Genomic DNA, 16,097 nt, shown 5'->3' on the forward strand with positions numbered 1-16,097 from the left:
TCAATATTAATTAAAAACTATGTCTAACGAAACTCAAAATAGCACCGCACGGGCGGCCCACGTTTGCCTTACGCCTGCTTTATTGCCTTTATACAATGTAGCCGAATATATTGTAGTGGTTATTGATATTTTCAGGGCAACATCATCTATATGTTATGGTATTGAAAACGGTGCTGAGGCTATTATCCCGGTATCACAGGTTGAGGAGTGTGCCGCGTATAGAGAGAAAGGGCTGGATTACTTGCTGGCAGCAGAGCGCGACGGAAAAGTAGTGGAAGGGTTTGATTTTGGCAACTCGCCATTTTCATACACTGCCGAAAAAGTGGCGGGTAAAACCATAGTGCTTACTACTACAAATGGCACACACGCGCTGCATTTATCACGCAGTGCCAAACGTATTGTTATAGGTTCGTTTTTAAATCTTACAGCTTTAAGTAACTGGCTAAAAAGCCAGCATGAAAATGTATTGCTGGTATGCTCTGGCTGGAAAAATAACTTTAACCTGGAAGATACCCTTTTTGCCGGTGCTGTTATTGAGCAGCTAAAAACCGAAGGTTTTGAACTTGACGATGCCGCCATTGCAGCCAATGATCTGTTTCAATTAGGTAAAGGTGATATTAATGAATACCTCAAAAAAACGTCGCACAGCGAACGCCTCAAAAAACTGGGCATCGAAAAAGATATTGAGTTTTGCCTGCAAACTGATGTGATCACCGCTATCCCCGTATTAGACGGAGAACGCCTGGTGAAGCTGGTTTAGAGCGTTTAATCATCATAAAATGTTTCAAGACTTACGAAGTTTTAAAAACTTCGTAAGTCTTCTCGCCGTTAATAGTTCTGCCGCAAAAAAGCTAATTACTTCAGCTTTTCATTATTCTTATGCCTGTCGGCATCGCGGATGCTTTTCTTTTCTAAATTCTTTAACAGGGCTTCGGTAAGGTCGATACCGGTTTGGTTGGCCAGGCAAATCAGTACAAAAAGCACATCGGCCATTTCTTCGGCCAGGTTAACTTCGGTATCTGATTTTTTATAAGACTGCTCGCCATACTGCCGGGCCATAATGCGGGCCACCTCACCTACCTCCTCCATCAAAATAGCCGTGTTGGTCAATTCATTAAAATACCGGATACCCATGGTATTTATCCATTTATCTACAAGTTGCTGTGCTTCCTTAATCTCCATTGTTAAAATACTTTAATGATTTTCTTTGTCTTTCGTGTCCATTATGATGGTGACAGGGCCATCATTCACCAGACTAATCTTCATATGGGCCCCAAAAATGCCGGTAGCAATTTTTTTACCGGTGAGGTTTCGCAGGGTTGTGATCATCTGCTCATACAGCGGGGTAGCCTTATCGGGTTTGGCCGCACGGATAAACGATAGGCGGTTACCCTTTTTGGTTTGAGCGTACAGCGTAAACTGCGATATCAGCAAAATATTGCCGTCAATATCGGCCAGGGCTTTGTTCATCAGCCCGTTTTCGTCGCTAAAAACACGCATGCCGGCAATTTTATTGGCCAGCCAGTTCAGGTCGTCATCGGTATCGGTTTCTTCGATACCGAGTAGTACGAGGAAACCTGTTTGGATCTCGCCGGTTGTTTGGCCATCAACCCGGCAGCTTGCTTCAGAAACACGTTGTAATACAGCTCTCATAAATTATAAGTGAACACTAATTAACACGAATAAGGCCGAATTACACGAATAAAAATTTAATTTCCGGGTTTATCAGTCGTATTTATGTCAATAAGAATGTATTAGTGCTGTTAGTGCCTTTTTAATTCGTGCCTATTTCCTTAAGTTCGCAACCGCTACTAAATAAACACTGATTGCTCTTGATAATTACCCTGGTGTAATTGGTGCCTTTAAATATTTAATAAAATGACTACTAAAAGAGGCTTTACCACCACCATTTTACATGACGACCGCCTGGGCAAACCAGAGCATGGTTCCTTACACAAACCCATACATACCTCGGTAACGTACGGGCATGAGGATGTACAGGATCTGGTTGATATTTTTCAGAACAAGAAAAAAGGTTATGCTTACTCACGCCAGGGTAACCCAACGGTTACCGCGCTGGAGCATAAGGTAACCAACATGGAAAAAGGAATGGCTTCTATTGCCTTTTCAACAGGCATGGCAGCAATTTCGGCTACGGTAATGGCCCTCATTAAACATGGCGATCATATTGTGGCCAGTTCATTTTTATTTGGCAATACCCGAAGTATTTTTCAAACCTATACCGATATGGGTTTGGATGTTACCTATGTTGATGCCACTGATGTGCAAAACGTACGCAACGAAATTAAGGCAAGTACCAAAATGGTTTTTGTTGAAACCATTGCCAACCCGGCCACACAAATAGCCGACCTGGAAGCTATTGGTGATCTTTGCGCCGAAAAAGGCATCATATACGTGGTGGATAACACCATGACCTCACCCTACCTGTTTAACCCAATTGATGTTAAGGCAAGTTTGATCATCAACTCATTAACCAAATATATTGGCGGCCATGGCAATGCACTGGGCGGTTGCGTTACCGATACAGGCTTGTTTAACTGGATAAAGTTCCCTAATATTTTTGAAACATTTAAAAAGCAGGTAAAGCCAGAAACACTGGGCCTTACGCAGATCCGTAAAAAAGGATTGCGCGATTCGGGTGGTACATTATCACCGGAGGCAGCACATTCCATTTCTGTAGGTGCGGAAACGCTTGCTTTACGTTTGGAGCGAGCAAGTAACAATGCATTGGCGCTGGCTAAATATTTTGAGTCGCACCCGCTTATTAAAAAAGTATTTTACCCGGGTTTAGAGAGCCATCCGCAGCGTGAGCGTGCAGCCAAATTGTTTGCCAAATTTGGAGCCCTGATGAGCATTGAGCTTGATGAAAGCATTGATTGCCTTGCCTTTTTAAATAAATTGAAACTGGTTGTAAAATCAAGCAATCTTGGTGATACCCGCACCCTATCTATCCCGGTGGCTCAAACCATATTTTTTGAGCTTGGTGCTGAAAAGCGTGCCGAAATGGGAATCCCTGAAAGCATGATCCGCCTGTCGATAGGTATTGAAGACCTGGACGATCTGATGGATGATTTTAAAACGGCTTTGGCGTAAGCTGTTTTACACTACTTGTCATGCCGGGCGTAGCATCTATTTTACAGTATACATAGTTTAGGAAGATCCTTCACTACGCTCAGGGTGACAAGTAGTTATTATATTAGTAATATAAGCAAGTCATGCCGAATTTATTTCGGCATCCCACATGCAAGGCTTCCTTTTCGTTGGAGTAGTTTTATCCGAGAGATCCTGAAACAAGTTCAGGATGACGGAAAAGTTGTCTTAACTCTTGATTCTAAACTCTTGGCTCTTCCCAAATCAAGCTCTTGTATCGTTGCCGTTGTAAATGCTTAGGTAGCTTTCATAGCGCGATAGTTCTATTTCACCTTCTTCCAGGGCTTCCAGTACGGCGCAGCCGGGTTCGTTGATGTGGCGGCAGTTATTGAAGCGACATTGGTTCATGCGTGAGCGCATTTCCGGAAAAAAGTGGCTCAGTTCCTGTTTTTCTATGTCGATAACACCCAATTCGCGAATACCAGGAGTATCAATGATGAAGCCGCCTTGGGGCAGTTCAAACATTTCGGCAAAGGTGGTAGTGTGCATCCCCTTGTCGCTCCATTCAGATACCATGTGCGTGCGGAGGTCTAAACTGGGCAGCAAAGCGTTAATAAGGCTTGATTTACCCACGCCCGAATGGCCGGAAAACAACGTTACCTTATCTTTCAACAGGTCCTGAACCTGGTTAATATTGGTACCTTCCAGCGCCGAAACCTCAAAGCAGGGATAGCCAATGTTTTCGTAAATAGCTTTATAATCGGCCAGTATTTCCAGGCCCTCATCGCTAAACAGGTCGAGTTTATTAAAAATGAGCCTTGCCGGAATATCATAGGCTTCGGCTGTTACTAAAAAACGGTCGATAAAGCCCAGAGAAGTACGCGGTGATGCGAGGGTAACCACCAACAGGGCCTGGTCAAGATTGGCGGCGATGATCTGTGCCTGTTTGCTCAGGTTAATGGCCTTGCGAATGATGTAGTTTTTACGCTGATGCAAATTGGTGATCACACCATTTTCACTATCGGGTTCCATATCAAAGTCAACCACATCGCCAACGGCTACCGGGTTGGTGGTGGTGATACCCTTCATCCTGAACTTACCCTTAATGCGGCAATCTATCTTTTGCCCATCGGGTGTTTGCACCTGGTACCAGCTTCCGGTTGATTTTGTAATGAGTCCCTGCATATTATATAACCCCAAAAGTAATCATTACCGTTGGCTAAAGCCAAACGGCAATGAATGAAAAGGAAACATTGACAGGAGTTCGTTAAATTCATTGCCGTCCCATTTATGGGACGGGATGGAGAATGAGAAAGAGGCTTTAGCCAAAGCAATGCCAATAACTCTGTAAGTAACTCGTGCTCATTAATTAATTTAAAATAATGCTTGTTTATTAAAAAATAATCTACTTACTTTACAGACATTATATATGACAATTAACAACACCATTATTACATCTATTATTACCACCGGCATAAAACTCGGAGGAAGATAATCGTATGGTGTAAAACATAAAAGAAAAAACCAAATGAAGCCTTCCTCCGAAACGGGGAAGGCTTTTTTGTTTAAACATTAAAAAGAAAATTAAACAAGGCTAAACCGGCCTCACCTAAATCCTCTCCAAAAGAGAGGACTTTAAAAAGGAGAGTTTTAGAACCCTCTCCTTTGGAGAGGGCAGGGTGAGGCAACATACTAAACCATAAATGAAAGTTTTAAAATTTGGCGGTACATCCGTAGGGTCAGTTGCAAGCATCCAAACCCTTCTAAACATCCTGAGCGATGAAGTTAAAAACGACGAAAAACCGGTAGTTGTGCTATCGGCTATGGGCGGGGTTACCAACCTGCTGGCATCCATGGCCGAAGACGCGGCCAACGGCAATGAGTTTACAGCCGCCCTGGCCGAACTGGAAAGGCGGCACTTTGAAGTGGTGAAAAGCCTGCTTGATGTGCAAAACCAAAACCCGGCCTTTACCCGTTTAAAAATTCATTTTAACCAGTTAGAAGAATTATTGCAGGGGGTACTTACCCTAAGGGAGCTTACCCCTAAAACCCGCGACCAGATTTTAAGCTACGGCGAACGCTGCTCAACCATTATGGTGAGCAAAATTGCCGCCCAGCATTTTAAGGATGCACTTTTTGTTGATGCATCTGAAGTGATAAAAACCGATAGCTCTTTTGGCCAGGCTAAGGTAAATACAGAGCTTACCGAAATGCTGATCCGTAACCTGCACGATCAAAATAAGGATAAAATGCTGTTTGTAACCGGTTTTATTGCCGGTAACGAGGCCGGCCAAACCACCACCCTCGGCCGCGGCGGCAGCGATTATACAGCGGCTATATTTGGTGCGGCCCTTAACGCCAGCGAAATACAGATCTGGACAGATGTTAACGGTATGATGACCGCCGACCCACGTATGGTGAAAAAAGCCTTCCCGCTAACTGAGCTTACCTATACTGAGGCCATGGAGCTTTCCTACTTTGGTGCAAAGGTTATCTATCCGCCAACCATGATCCCGGCATTTTTGAAAAAGATCCCTATCGTTATTAAAAACACTTTTGAGCCCGGTTTTGAAGGTACCGTGATCCGTCATAACTGTAAGCCATCGGTGCTGCCAATAAAGGGTATCTCATCTATCAACAATATCAGCATTCTTAATTTAGAGGGCAGCGGTATGGTGGGTAAATCGGGCTTTAGCGGCCGCCTGTTCTCGTTACTGGCCCGCGAGCAGATCAACATTATCCTCATCACCCAATCATCATCTGAGCATAGTATCACCTTCGCGGTGCAGCCTCAGGATACCGAGCGCGCCAAACAGGTAATTGAACAGGAGTTTGAACTGGAACTGCTGGCCAAGAAACTGGAGCATTTAGTTATAGAAAAAAATCTGGCCATACTGGCCGTAGTGGGCGAAAATATGAAGCAAACCCCGGGTATGTCGGGTAAGTTGTTTCATGCCCTGGGCCGTAATGGTGTTAATGTGAGGGCCATAGCGCAGGGGTCGTCAGAGTATAATATATCGGTTATCATCTCGGCCAATGATCTGTCAAAAGCCTTGAATGCTGTTCACGATGCCTTTTTTGTGCAGCTGACCAAAACCCTGCATGCGTTTTGCCTGGGTACCGGCAACATCGGTAAAACCCTGTTCAACCAGCTTAGCGCTCATAGCGAATATTTAAAGGATAACAACGGGATACAGGTTAAAATAGCAGGTATCAGCAATACCCGCAAAATGACTTTTAATAGTGATGGCATATCGCTGGATACCTGGCAGGATGATCTCATTGCTTCACCACATGCAGCCGATCTGGAAGTATTTATCGATAAAATGAAAGAAATGAACCTGCCCAACTGCGTGTTCATTGATAATACCGCCAGCCCGGTACCGGTAGGTTTTTACGAGGAGGTTTTTAAAGCCAATATCTCGGTGATCACTTGTAATAAAATTGGTAACTCGGCAAGCTACAAACAATACAAAACTTTCCGCGATACCGCCCGCCAGCACGGGGTTGATTTCTTTTACGAAACCAATGTTGGTGCCGGTTTGCCTATCATCAACACACTAAAAAACCTGATGAACAGCGGCGACAGGGTACAGCGCATTGAGGCTATTCTTTCGGGTACTATCTCATTCATCTTTAATAACTTTAAGGGCGATGCCAATTTCCACGATGTGGTGAAAGAGGCCCAGGAAAAAGGTTATACCGAACCCGATCCGCGCGACGACTTAAGCGGTAAGGATTTTATGCGTAAAATGCTCATCCTGGCCCGTGATGCAGGCTACGCTATGGAAGAGGCCGATGTGGAAATTGAAAGTGTACTGCCAAAGGCGAGCCTCGAAGCTAAATCGGTAGAGGATTTTTACGCCAGCCTGAAAAGTGAGGACGCGCATTTTGCCAAACTGAAAAGCCAGGCCGAAAGTGAAAATAAAGTACTGCGCTACATAGGCAAACTGGAGGATGGCAAGGTGGCCATCACCCTCCAAATGGTTGATGAAAGCCACCCTTTCTTTACCTTATCGGGCAGCGATAACATCATATCATTCACTACCGACAGGTATAAGGAGCGTCCGCTGGTGGTAAAAGGCCCCGGTGCAGGTGCCGAAGTTACCGCCGCCGGTGTATTTGCCGACCTGATAAATCTGGGCGCGAATTAGAGCAGGGCTCATAAGCCCCCCTCCCCCTAAAGGGGGAGGGATAATTTGATAAGTATAATCCCTGAAGGGAATCATAATTTGAATATAAAATGGAACATAATAAAGTAGAAGATTTAAACCCATCGGCCACGCAAGTAGCACCCCCTTTAGGGGGCGGGGGGGGCATCCACGTTTTTGCCCCGGCTACGGTAGCCAATGTGGTTTGCGGGTTTGATGTACTGGGCTTTGCCGTTAATGCTCCCGGTGATGAAGTGATCATGCGTATTACCGATAAACCAGGCATCACCATCAGTAAAATCACTGGCGACGACGGACGTTTACCGCTTGATCCGGCTAAGAATACCGTAAGTGTGAGCGTGCAGCATTATCTGCAAAGTGTTGGCCGTACAGATATTGGATTGGATATTGAACTGCATAAGAAAATGCCGATAGGCAGCGGTTTAGGCTCAAGCTCGGCCAGTACCGTGGCGGGGTTGTTTGCCATTAAAACCTTGTTGGGCGATGATGCTGACCCTGCCAAACTGTTGCCCTTTGCCATGAAAGGCGAAGAAATGGCCTGTGGACATGGCCATGCCGATAACGTAGCCCCTGCCCTTTTGGGCGGTTTTGTGCTTATTCGCAGTTACGAGCCTCTGGATGTAGTGCGCTTGCCGCACCCGGCCGGTTTGTGGTGTGCCATTGTATTTCCTGATGTAGATGTACCAACACGCGAGGCTCGCCAGATCATCCGTAAAAACATACAGATGAAAGATGCCGTAACCCAATGGGGCAACATAGCAGGCCTGGTAAGCGGCTTATTTATGCAGGATATTGACCTGATAGGTCGCAGCATGAAAGATGTACTGGTAGAACCTGTACGCTCCATGCTGATACCTGATTTTTACAAAATGCGCGAAATGGCTATGGATATGGGTGCGGTAAGTTTTGGCATCTCCGGCTCGGGCCCATCAGTTTTTGCCTTTACTAAAGATGAGGAAACAGCCACACTCATCACCCAAAAGCTTCAGCAACATTTAACAAGCCTTAAAATTGGTTCAAATACCTACGTATCCCCTATCAACGATGGCGGGCCGAAGGTACTGGCGAGATTTTAATTTTAAGTCAAAATTCAAAAGTAAAAAGTCAAAAAAAGAAAAAAGGCTGTCACCCTGAGCCTGTCGAAGGACGCGCGTAGATGCCTGCCCACCATGCATCAGCGAGCTCATCATGACAGTCGGCTAAAAAGTAAAAGAAACAAAACCAACGTGTCATTATGAGCGTAAGACCCTGTTTAAATCTCCTCTTTAGGGGAGACTTTTTAAAGCCCTCTCCTTTGGAGAGGGTTGGGTGAGGCTTCTTAATAAAGAAAATCAATAAATCCGAAATCGATCATCCGAACTCCGAAATCAAAAAATGAAACTCTACAGCACCAACAATACCTTATCTGAAGTGTCTTTTAAAGACGCGGTTTTTAACAGCATGCCGCAGGATAAAGGTTTATATATGCCTATCAGCATCCCTCGTTTAGATGTTGAATTTATCAATAACCTGGATAAATACATTCTGCCTGAGATCGCTTTCCACGTAGCGCAGAACTTGCTGGGCGATTCCATCCCCGAAGCCGATCTGAAAGCATTGATTGATGATGCCATTAACTTTGATGCCCCCATTGTAAAATTAGATGAGCACGTACATGTACTGGAGCTTTTTCACGGGCCATCACTGGCGTTTAAAGATTTTGGCGCACGTTTCATGAGCCGGGTAATGAGCTATTTTTTAGAAGAAGGTGAAAAACAACTGGATGTACTGGTTGCCACCAGCGGCGATACCGGCGGTGCCGTAGCCCTTGGTTTTTTAGGCGTGCCAAATACCCGTGTAACTATACTTTATCCTAAGGGCAAGGTGAGTGGAGTGCAGGAGCAGCAGCTGACCACCAATGGTCAAAACATCCGCGCGCTGGAGGTTGATGGTACGTTTGATGATTGCCAGGCCCTGGTTAAACAAGCCTTTACCGATACGGAGCTGAACGAAAAATTTCGCTTAACATCGGCCAATTCTATCAACATAGCGCGTTTGGTTCCTCAAACTTTTTACTATTTTAATGCTTACGCGCAGCTATTAAGGCAGGGTGTTAAAAAAGTAATATTCTCGGTGCCGAGCGGTAATTTCGGTAACATAGGCGCCGGTTTACTGGCCTGGAAAATGGGCCTTCCGGTTGAAAAGTTTATTGCAGCAACCAATGCTAATGATGCTGTGCCGGAATTTTTAAAAACGGGTGTTTATCAGCCTAAGCCGTCGGTGGCAACATTGTCAAACGCGATGGATGTGGGTAACCCGAGCAATTGGGTACGTATTGCCGATCTGTTTAAGGATGATATGGACGAGCTAAAGAAACTGGTTACCGGCTTTAAATATAACGATGAAGAAACCGTAAAAGCCATTAACTGGGTATTTGATGCTTACGGCTATGTAGTTTGCCCGCATACAGCTATTGCCTGGCAGGCTCTGACTGATTATCAGCATGATCATAACAGTGCCGATACTGCAGGTGTATTCCTTTCAACCGCGCATCCATGCAAGTTCCCTGATGTTTTCAGCGAAGAAATGACAGCGAAGATAGAGATACCTGCATCGGTTAAAGAATTGGCTTCCAAAACAAAGCTTGCTGTACCGCTAAGTAAGGATTTTGCGGATTTTAAGGCGTATTTGCTGGGTGCTTAGTAAATATAAAAATGTCATTGCGAGGAGGAACGACGAAGCAATCGCGAATAGGGCATAACCGCTCTGTTTATTCGCGATTGCCACGCTCCGCTCGCAATGACATTTATTTTATGGTAGATTGCCCAATCATCTATTCTGTAATAGCAAACCTCATTGGCTGATTCTTATTATATTTGATCAATGAAAATTGGTAGCCTATTCAATAAAAAAATGCTTGTTTTGCCAGCGCTGGTATTGCTGACCTTAACAGGCTGTAAACAACATACAAAATTTAACAGGGAAGAGTGGGATTATGGTGATGGTTTGGAGTTTCCCTTCCGCAACAACATGGTTGATGACCTGTTGAAAACCCAAAAACTCAAGGGGCTTAAATATCAGGAAGTTATTCACCTGCTGCACCGCCCGCAGTTGAGTAACACTACTGAAATGGTTTATGATATTGATGAATACAATAAGCCTAAAAAGCCAAGATATGTTAAAAAACTTATCCTGACCCTGAAAGATTCAGTAGTTACAGATGCTAAGATTTACGAGCACACGGATAAAAAGAAATGATAAACACCATCATATTTGATTTGGGCGCGGTTTTAATTGATTGGAACCCGCATTACATGTACCGTACCCTGTTTAGTGATGAACAGGAAATGAAAAATTTTTTGGCCGAGATCTGTACCTCCGACTGGAACGAGGAGCAGGATGCTGGCCGGGCATTGCAGGAAGGTACGGATATATTAGTTGCCCGTTTCCCTGAGCACGAGGCTAATATCCGGGCGTTTTACGGACGTTGGAGCGAGATGCTCGGCGAACCCTTCCATGGCACCGTTGAGTTGTTAAAACAGCTTAAAGCAAGCGGTAAGTATAAAATTTACGCGTTAACCAATTGGTCGGCCGAAACATTTCCGGTGGCTTTAGAGCGTTATGATTTTTTGGGTTGGTTTGATGGTATTGTAGTTTCGGGCACCGAAAAAATGCGCAAACCTGCACCTGAGTTTTACCAGATCCTGCTTGATCGCTACCAGGTTGAAGCAAACGAAGCCCTGTTCATTGACGATAACTACCGCAACATATTAGCCGCCGAAAAGATGGGTATTAAAAGTATCCACTTTACTTCATCAGAGCAATTGGAAGCAGAGCTAAAGGGGTTAGGCGTGTTGTAATTGAATGATAATTGTGTCATTGCGAGCGTAGCGTGGCAATCGCGAACTATACAAATAAATCTGCAGAGTTCGCGATTGCTTCGTCGTTCCTCCTCGCAATGACAAATAGATAAAATAAAAAGGGCTTTGGAATATCTCCAAAGCCCTTTTTATTTATTACTTCAACAGTAGTGATTAAGCACCTCCGTGTTGTTCTTCATGGATACTTTCTTCCCTGAATAACTTGGCGCTGAAAAAATCATTGTTCATGCGCGCGATGTTGGTAAGCTTAATTTCTTTAGGGCATTCGGCCTCGCAGGCACCGGTGTTGGTACAGCTGCCAAATCCTTCTTCATCCATCTGGGCTACCATAGTTTGTACACGGCGGTAACGCTCTGGCTGACCTTGTGGTAACAGGCCTAACTGGGTTATTTTAGCCGATACAAACAGCATTGCCGATGCATTTTTACAAGCCGCAACGCAAGCACCGCAACCAATACAGGTAGCAGAGTTAAAGGCCTCGTCGGCAATAACTTTAGGGATCGGGATAGCATTGCCATCGGTACTTACACCTGTATTTACAGATACGTAACCGCCGGCCTGCTGTATACGGTCAAATGCAGAGCGGTCAACCGCTAAATCCTTCACTATCGGGAAAGCAGTTGCACGCCAAGGCTCAATGGTAATGGTTTCACCATCTTTAAAGCTGCGCATGTGCAGCTGGCAGGTGGTAACAGCACGTTTTGGCCCGTGCGGGTGGCCATTGATATATAACGAGCACATACCGCAAATACCTTCGCGGCAATCATGATCAAAGTGTATAGGCTCATCACCCTTAAGGGTAAGGCTTTCGTTAACAACGTCAAGCATTTCAAGGAATGACATATCAGGCGAAATACTTTCAGCCTTGTAGGTCACAAATTTACCCGCTGTTTGAGCGTTTTTCTGGCGCCATACTTTTAGCGTCAGGTTCATATTTCCGTTACTCATCTTATTATTAGATTTGAGATATGGTTATTTTGTTGATTAGGTGAGTGGTTGATTAAGTGAGTAGTTTTTGTTAGTTAATGAAACCAATCTAACTTAATCAACTCAATCAACCATTCACTATTTACGCGTAATTACGTTGTGTTAAGTGTACCGATTCAAATACCAGTTGCTCTTTGTGCAATTCCTCGGGTTGGTTTTCGCCTTTAAATTCCCAAGCTGCAACAAATGCAAAGTTCTCATCGTCACGTTTGGCCTCACCGCCTTCTGTTTGTGATTCTACCCGGAAGTGACCACCGCATGATTCGCGACGCATCAGCGCGTCGTCAACCATCAGTTCGCCCAGTTCAATAAAATCGGCAACACGACCGGCTCTTTCCAATGATGCGTTCACTTCTTCGTTTTCGCCAACAACCTTAGCATTTTTCCAGAAGTCGGCTTTAAGTGCCTGTATCAATCCTTTGGCTTTTTTCAGGCCCTCTTCGGTACGCGCCATGCCGCAATATTCCCACATAATGTGGCCCAGATCGCGGTGATAGGCTTCGGCCGTTTTGGTGCCGTTTAATGCCAGCAATTTATTTACGTGCTCAATTACATCCTTTTTAGTTTGCTCAAAAGCAGGGTGGCTGGTATCAACCTTTTTAGGGCCAATGGTAGCCAGATAATCGCCAAGGGTGTAAGGAATTACAAAGTAACCGTCAGATAGGCCCTGCATCAAAGCAGAAGCACCTAAGCGGTTAGCGCCGTGATCACTAAAGTTACACTCGCCCAAAGCGTATAAGCCCGGTACGTTGGTGCTCAGGTTATAATCAACCCAAAGACCACCCATGGTATAGTGTACGGCAGGGTAAATACGCATTGGCTGTTTGTACGGGTTCTCGTCAGTGATCTGGATATACATATCAAACAAGTTACCGTATTTAGCCTTAACGGTATCTTCACCCAAACGTTTAATAGCATCGGCAAAGTCAAGGAACACGGCAAAACCTGATGTACCTACACCGCGGCCATCCTCAACCATTTCCTTAGCGTTACGTGAAGCCACGTCGCGCGGAACAAGGTTACCGAAGGCTGGGTATTTACGTTCCAGGAAGTAATCGCGGTCGTCCTCTTTAACCTGGTCTGCTTTAAGTGTGCCTTTGCGCAGTTGCTCGGCAATTGCAGCAGTTTTAGGCGCCCAAACACGACCGTCGTTACGTAACGATTCAGACATCAGCGTAAGCTTTGACTGGTGATCGCCCGATACCGGGATACAGGTTGGGTGAATTTGAGTATAGCAAGGATTACCGAAGAAAGCACCACGTTTGTGTGCTCTCCAGGCTGCTGTTACGTTTGAACCAATAGCGTTTGTTGACAGGTAAAACACGTTGCTGTAACCACCTGTACATAACAATACGGCATGGCCCGCGTGTGTTTCAATAGCACCGGTAAGCATGTTACGGGTAACAATACCTTTGGCATGGCCGTCAACAACCACCACATCAAGCATTTCTGTACGGGTATACATTTTTACTTTACCGGCATGTATCTGGCGGTTTAATGCCGAGTACGCACCTAAAAGTAATTGTTGTCCTGTTTGGCCACGGGCATAAAATGTACGTGATACCTGCGAACCACCAAAAGAGCGGTTATCCAGCAAGCCACCGTACTCACGGGCAAAAGGAACACCCTGTGCTACGCACTGGTCAATAATATTAACAGATACCTCGGCCAAACGGTACACGTTTCCTTCGCGGGCACGGTAATCGCCACCTTTAATGGTATCATAAAACAAGCGGTAAACGCTGTCGCCGTCATTTTGATAATTTTTTGCCGCGTTTATACCACCCTGTGCTGCAATAGAGTGCGCGCGGCGTGGGCTATCCTGAAAGCAAAAAGATTTTACGTTATAACCTAACTCGGCCAGTGAAGCCGCCGCCGAGGCTCCTGCCAAACCTGTACCTACAATAATAACATCGTATTTACGCTTGTTGGCCGGGTTAACCAGCTTCAGGTTAAATTTATGCTTGCTCCATTTTTCGGCTAATGGGCCTTGAGGAATTTTAGCATCTAAACTCATTTCTTATCTAATTTTATATTTAGTGAGTGGTTGATGGAGTGAATGGTGAGTGGTTTTTAACCCGGCCATGCAACTTGAATCAACCCAATCTGACTTAATCAACTCTATTTAGCGTACGCAAAAAAAGTAGTACACTGGCATGGCAGCAAAAGCCAGCGGAATAATTACCGCGAAAAACCAGGTGCCAATAGCGTATACGATAGGTGTATATTTACGGTGTACCCAGCCCAGTGTGCGGAAAGCGCTCTGAAAGCCATGCAGCAAATGGAACGATAAAGCGCCCATTGCTATTACGTAGATAAGTACATACCAAATGTTGCCAAAGGTGTGTGCCACACGTGCGTGCAGATCTTTCACCCTAACTATCTCTACATTGTTTTCAACAGATACAGAGTGGCTGAAATCGGCAGATGCCGGTGTGTAGGCCGATTCTGTGGTTTGGCCTGTGGCCAGGTCTGTGCGGTACTCCTTAAAGGCAACCTCGTTGGTATATTTGTATTTGAACCAAAAGTCGCCCATGTGGATAACGATGAACAGAAACAGGATAGAGCCTAACAAGCCCATGTTTTTTGATGACCAGCTGGCATCAGATTTGGCCTGTACGGCGTAACCCACCGGACGAGCCTTACGGTTTTTAACCGTTAAAATAAGCGCATATAAAGCATGCACTAAAATTGACAGGTACAGAATGTATGCCACAACTTCTATAGGTGGAAAGTGTGTCAGGAAATTGGCATACACATTAAAACCAAAACCATTGTCGTTGCTAAACAGCAACAGGTTGCCCCCAACGTGTACTATAATAAAAGTACACAAAAACAAGCCTGTTAAAGCCATGATCAGCTTTTTTCCCAGCGATGAGTTAAAGGTTTGTTTAAATTCGCTCATTATGTAATAGATTTATTTTTAGGCAAAAGTATTTATTATATGCCAAAAGATAGAAATGCTTTCGGCTTATTGTCTGTGAATTGTCTATTTAGAATCAATCTAAGAAAATGCGGTGGGGAGAGGTAAGATATAAGAGTCAAGAATCAAGAATTGGAAGTTAGGAGCCAGGGGTTGAGAAAACAGGAATAAAGATAAATGATTGAGTGTCTATTCATTATTGCAGGTTTTTTATTCTTGTCTCTTGACTCTCACATCTTGATTCTCACCTCCCCTACTCAATAGGCAGCACTTTATCTTTCAAAACGGCAAATATCCTGTCGTCTTTTTGGCTGCGGATGGCCACCTTGCCGGTAAATTTGCCAAAGGAAGGTAATATGGCCTGCCTGGAGCCAAAGGCAAAACAAGGCAGCGTTACCGATTGCCTGCCCCTCCCGCTCAGGCTAACCCCGGGATGAATATGTCCACAAAAAACATAACCATCGGCATGCTGCAGTTTTTCGTCAGGTAGCGGATGGTGCAGCATCAGGAACGGGCCTATCAGCAATTGGTGATGCAGTTCGATATTTAATTGTTCATAATGGCTATCAGCAATAATATCATGGTTACCCCTGATCAGAATAATTTGCAGCCCGGGGAACTGGCTGCGCCAAAGAATGAACCAGTCCCAATCGTTATTCATATCGCTATGAAAAAGATCACCCAGGAATAACAGTTTTTTGGGGCGGTATTCATAAATAAGATCGCTTAGTGTAGCCAGATCGCTTTGTTCCATATCACGTGGCACGGCGATACCGGCCTTGCGGAAGTGACCCACTTTGCCAAAATGCACATCTGCAATTATTAAAGCCCTTTGCTGTTCCCAGAATATGGCTTTCTGAGGAAGCAAATGCAGGGTTTGATCAAGTAATGTAAATGGAGTTGCCGCACTAACCGTCATAAGAGGGCAAAGTTAAAATTTATTTTTTGGGGACGAGGTGAGATTAGTGATCAGTGGCTTAGTCTATTAATATTAATAGTACCCCATCGGGGTTAAAGCTTTGTAGCAATAAAATACATTTTAGT

14 protein-coding genes are annotated in these 16,097 nt (G+C 44.7%); 7 read left to right on the forward strand and 7 right to left on the reverse strand.

The window, feature by feature from the left end; all coding sequences use genetic code 11:
- The first annotated feature begins 19 nt into the window (after window positions 1–19).
- On the forward strand, window positions 20–760 hold the full coding sequence (locus tag QWZ01_RS21175; RefSeq protein WP_290326866.1) for a 2-phosphosulfolactate phosphatase: 741 nt from the start codon (window positions 20–22) through the stop codon (window positions 758–760).
- Window positions 761–855: 95 nt separating this feature from the next.
- Here the strand turns inward: QWZ01_RS21175 and QWZ01_RS21180 are convergent, their stop codons facing one another.
- The gene (locus tag QWZ01_RS21180; protein WP_290326868.1) at window positions 856–1,182 is read right to left on the reverse strand and encodes a nucleotide pyrophosphohydrolase; all 327 of its coding nucleotides are present in this window, start codon (window positions 1,180–1,182) and stop codon (window positions 856–858) included.
- Window positions 1,183–1,194: 12 nt separating this feature from the next.
- Window positions 1,195–1,653, reverse strand: a complete 459-nt coding sequence (dtd, locus tag QWZ01_RS21185) for a D-aminoacyl-tRNA deacylase (protein ID WP_290326869.1) — start codon at window positions 1,651–1,653, stop codon at window positions 1,195–1,197.
- A gap of 225 nt (window positions 1,654–1,878) precedes the next feature.
- Here dtd and QWZ01_RS21190 point away from each other — a divergent pair, with 225 nt between their 5' ends.
- Window positions 1,879–3,114, forward strand: a complete 1,236-nt coding sequence (locus QWZ01_RS21190) for a cystathionine gamma-synthase family protein (protein WP_290326870.1) — start codon at window positions 1,879–1,881, stop codon at window positions 3,112–3,114.
- A 261-nt stretch (window positions 3,115–3,375) separates the two neighbouring features.
- On the opposite strand, the gene rsgA is transcribed toward QWZ01_RS21190, so the two are convergent.
- Window positions 3,376–4,296 (reverse strand): ribosome small subunit-dependent GTPase A, encoded by a 921-nt coding sequence (gene rsgA / locus QWZ01_RS21195; RefSeq protein ID WP_290326871.1) that lies wholly within the window; start codon window positions 4,294–4,296, stop codon window positions 3,376–3,378.
- Window positions 4,297–4,814: 518 nt separating this feature from the next.
- On the opposite strand from rsgA, the gene thrA reads away from it, so the two are divergent.
- The 5 genes from thrA to QWZ01_RS21220 all read left to right on the forward strand — a co-directional run bounded on the left by thrA (window position 4,815) and on the right by QWZ01_RS21220 (window position 11,122).
- Window positions 4,815–7,265, forward strand: coding sequence for a bifunctional aspartate kinase/homoserine dehydrogenase I (thrA, locus tag QWZ01_RS21200; RefSeq protein ID WP_290326873.1), 2,451 nt, complete (start codon window positions 4,815–4,817; stop codon window positions 7,263–7,265).
- An 89-nt stretch (window positions 7,266–7,354) separates the two neighbouring features.
- Window positions 7,355–8,359: a homoserine kinase gene (locus QWZ01_RS21205; protein ID WP_290326875.1), complete on the forward strand. Its 1,005-nt coding sequence runs from the start codon at window positions 7,355–7,357 to the stop codon at window positions 8,357–8,359.
- Window positions 8,360–8,657: 298 nt separating this feature from the next.
- Window positions 8,658–9,965: a threonine synthase gene (thrC, locus tag QWZ01_RS21210; protein WP_290326877.1), complete on the forward strand. Its 1,308-nt coding sequence runs from the start codon at window positions 8,658–8,660 to the stop codon at window positions 9,963–9,965.
- A 210-nt stretch (window positions 9,966–10,175) separates the two neighbouring features.
- On the forward strand, window positions 10,176–10,520 hold the full coding sequence (locus tag QWZ01_RS21215) for a hypothetical protein (protein WP_290326879.1): 345 nt from the start codon (window positions 10,176–10,178) through the stop codon (window positions 10,518–10,520).
- Window positions 10,517–11,122, forward strand: coding sequence for an HAD family hydrolase (locus QWZ01_RS21220; protein WP_290326881.1), 606 nt, complete (start codon window positions 10,517–10,519; stop codon window positions 11,120–11,122). The genes QWZ01_RS21215 and QWZ01_RS21220 overlap by 4 nt, the downstream gene beginning before the upstream one ends.
- Window positions 11,123–11,296: 174 nt before the next feature.
- Here QWZ01_RS21220 and QWZ01_RS21225 read toward each other — a convergent pair whose 3' ends face one another.
- The 4 genes from QWZ01_RS21225 to pdeM form a co-directional block, all read right to left on the reverse strand.
- Window positions 11,297–12,091, reverse strand: coding sequence for a succinate dehydrogenase/fumarate reductase iron-sulfur subunit (locus tag QWZ01_RS21225; protein ID WP_290326883.1), 795 nt, complete (start codon window positions 12,089–12,091; stop codon window positions 11,297–11,299).
- 121 nt (window positions 12,092–12,212) lie between these two features.
- Complete coding sequence (locus tag QWZ01_RS21230; RefSeq protein ID WP_290326885.1) at window positions 12,213–14,147, reverse strand: fumarate reductase/succinate dehydrogenase flavoprotein subunit; 1,935 nt, start codon at window positions 14,145–14,147, stop codon at window positions 12,213–12,215.
- Between the two features lie 108 nt (window positions 14,148–14,255).
- Window positions 14,256–15,035: a succinate dehydrogenase cytochrome b subunit gene (locus tag QWZ01_RS21235; protein ID WP_290326887.1), complete on the reverse strand. Its 780-nt coding sequence runs from the start codon at window positions 15,033–15,035 to the stop codon at window positions 14,256–14,258.
- A 271-nt stretch (window positions 15,036–15,306) separates the two neighbouring features.
- Window positions 15,307–15,972 carry a ligase-associated DNA damage response endonuclease PdeM gene (gene pdeM / locus QWZ01_RS21240; protein WP_290326889.1) on the reverse strand — a complete coding sequence of 222 codons (666 nt, stop codon included), beginning with the start codon at window positions 15,970–15,972 and terminating at the stop codon, window positions 15,307–15,309.
- Window positions 15,973–16,097 lie beyond the last annotated feature (125 nt).

The sequence above is a fragment of the Mucilaginibacter aquaedulcis genome (assembly GCF_030409325.1).
Taxonomy (GTDB): Bacteria; Bacteroidota; Bacteroidia; order Sphingobacteriales; family Sphingobacteriaceae; genus Mucilaginibacter; species Mucilaginibacter aquaedulcis.